This window comes from Psychrobacter sp. FME5, from assembly GCF_014861375.1.
In the GTDB taxonomy this organism is placed as follows: Bacteria; Pseudomonadota; Gammaproteobacteria; order Pseudomonadales; family Moraxellaceae; genus Psychrobacter.
Window position 1 is genome coordinate 1 of record NZ_RRYX01000179.1, and the last position, 2940, is coordinate 2940.

Consider the following 2940-nt stretch of genomic DNA (forward strand, 5'->3'; position numbering starts at 1 on the left):
CGTATTAGTAAGCATTTAATCTAAATGGCAGTTACACAGAATCTGGGATGGTCTCATGCAGGCGTTCTATAATATTAATTAGCGTTGCACTTGGTGTGTTAATCTAAGTTAAAATAAAGTAGGGGCTGTATAGAATTCAGCTATTAGGACTGCTGATTGCTAAAATTGTTTCAGACTAGGCGTAAGTCGAAGGTAATGTCGAGACCTTAGCTAGATTTACAACACTGTCTGGGGCAATTTTAGCATCAGTCAAGCAACAGGACTATTTTTTGCCACTTCTTAGCCAAAACTATCGCGCTTAGAATGACTAAACTTACTATTTTTGGCGTCGAATTTCCTAAAAAATAGTCTCTGTCAGTTCCATAGCTGAATTCTATACAGCCCCTAATAACAAAGCAATTATCTCGACTCATTATGCAACAAAACAGGATATTTATATAACGCTATGTTGTAACCTTTACTTACAACTTTATTCATATAAGTTTACTGGCTGATACCACCCCCAATGAGAGGCTAATACATGGCTTTAGTAAGTATAAACAAGGAACGAAAACCCTTTTTTATATTCATGCTCTAAACGGATATCTTGCAAGGTAATTCACTGGCGCGTTCTATTTGTCACGACAATTGATGTTATACTAAAGCGACTATTTTAGGCTTTTTAATACGGCTAAGTTGGTTTGACCTCATTTATTTTGGGCGTTATACAGACACAGCATTTTTTAAACCTTGTGCCAAAACCCGCTTTTATCGTCCTACTCTAAACCATATAAGAACCAACTTTTAGAGCAGCACTATAATTTTGGCTATTACGCATAAGCCTAGCCTTTATAAGCACTTTTTATAAGTACTAATTATATAGACACTGTTTATCGCTTATTTAGCTACAGGTTTATGCAGGATTTAAGCTCGGCGTATCGGTTCACTATTCGAACTCGATATAAAAAAGCGCTATTTTGAGTTAATTTTCGGATTTTCTTTAAGTTTATTTTAAACCAATACTGACTCACCAAATTTTAAATACTATATCGATAGGAACAATAACAATGTCAAAAGACAATGATAACCCCAACCTTAATACCTCAAATGAGGACAGTAAAACCAATAAAACACAAGATACCGTCACTTTTGCTTTGGCGCAGTCACATTTTTTAGTGGGTGATATCACTGCCAATGCCGAAAAAATGCGCACACTAGCGTTGCAAGCCCGCGAGCAAGGTGCCGATGTCATTATTTTCCCAGAGCTTGCATTACTAGGTTACCCACCGCAAGATTTATTGCTGCGTCCAAGCCTATCAGGCCGCATCAAAAGCGCTTTATCGACCTTAAGTGATATCGACGACATCGTTATGATTGTCGGCTATCCCCATGTCGACCATCACGGTACGTTTAACTCAGCGGCTATCCTACATAATGGTCATCAAAAAGGCTTTTATCACAAGCAAGTTTTACCAAACTATGGCGTGTTTGATGAGCGTCGTTACTTTGATAAAGGTCGCAACCAAGTTTTGTTTGACTACAAAGGCATTACTATCGGCCTGCTCATCTGTGAAGACTTATGGGAAAAAGGCCCCATTGCTGAGCTTAAAAAACAAGGGGCAGATCTGGTTATCAGCTTAAACGCCTCACCTTTTGAGGTCGAAAAACAAGACAACCGTAAAACAATGCTGGCCAAACGTAGCCGCGAAAACAACTTACCTATCATCTACCTCAATGCTGTTGGTGGTCAAGATGACTTGGTGTTTGACGGTGGCTCTATGGCGGTACAGGCTAACGGTAGCGTTGCACACGAAGCGCCACGTTTTATGAATCAGTTGCTTTTAGCTACTTTGGATGTCAAAACAGCCACGTTCGACAGCCAAGCCAAAACACCGTTAACGCTGAGCCGCGAGTCAGAGATGTATCAAGCATTGGTCGTTGGTTTACGCGACTATATCAATCACTCAGGCTTCGCAGGTATCATCGTTGGGCTATCAGGCGGGATTGATTCGGCATTGACGCTATGCATCGCAGTTGATGCTTTAGGTGCTGATAAAGTATACGCGGTGATGATGCCGTATGAATATACCTCTCAAATCAGCCTAGAAGATGCCCAAGCGCAAGCTCGTCGCTTAAACGTTTCTTATACCGTCTGTCCTATTTTTGATGCGGTCGAAGGCATCCGTCATACTCTAGCCCCCTTATTCAATAAATCGCCAGCAGACACCACCGAAGAAAATATCCAAGCACGCGCGCGCGGTGTTATTCTGATGGCACTGTCCAATAAGTTTGGGCATTTGGTCATCACTACGGGTAATAAGTCTGAATTAGCGGTTGGCTACTCGACGTTGTACGGTGATATGGCAGGTGGCTTTGATGTCCTAAAAGACGTTTATAAATCACAAGTTTATAAACTGGCCAGCTATCGCAACCGTTTAGAAGATACCCCTGTCATCCCTGAGCGCGTCATCACTCGCCCACCATCGGCCGAGTTACGCCCAGATCAAAAAGATCAAGACAGCTTGCCTGACTATGACGTGTTAGATGGTATCTTGATGTCTTACATCGATGAAGACATGGGCTATCAAGACATTATTGATAAAGGTTTTGATGCTGACTTAGTAGCTAAAGTTATCAAAATGGTTGATAACAGCGAGTACAAACGCTCGCAAGCACCCATCGGTACCAAAATCAGCCACAAAGCCTTTGGCCGCGAACGCCGCTATCCATTGGTGAATAAATGGTCAGTAAAAGGCTAAGCAAATTGAAACGTTAGTACTTGCCCAACGACTATTGCTTAGTGGTTGGGCAACACTGACCACTTAACCCTTTTACAAAAAATCAAACAATTTTATCATTAGCTGGGTGCTTACCCAGCTTTTTTAGTTTCTTAGATTAACACATGAAGTGCAATACCAAATGCGAGGTGAAAAAAAGACCTAGATGCGCTAGCATCAAAGT

At 41.4% G+C, this 2940-nt stretch carries 1 protein-coding gene; it reads left to right on the forward strand.

Annotation, left to right across the window (positions count from 1 at the left end; genetic code table 11):
* Nucleotides 1–1046 precede the first annotated feature (1046 nt).
* A complete protein-coding gene (locus EI161_RS13815; RefSeq protein ID WP_192524558.1) occupies nt 1047–2738 on the forward strand; it encodes an NAD+ synthase in 1692 nt (563 codons plus the stop codon).
* The last annotated feature ends 202 nt before the right edge of the window (nt 2739–2940 follow it).

Bases quoted from the DNA above. Each gene is read 5' to 3' on its own strand.
- EI161_RS13815 (WP_192524558.1), top strand. From the start codon at position 1,047: ATGTCAAAAGACAATGATAACCCCAACCTTAATACCTCAAATGAGGAC.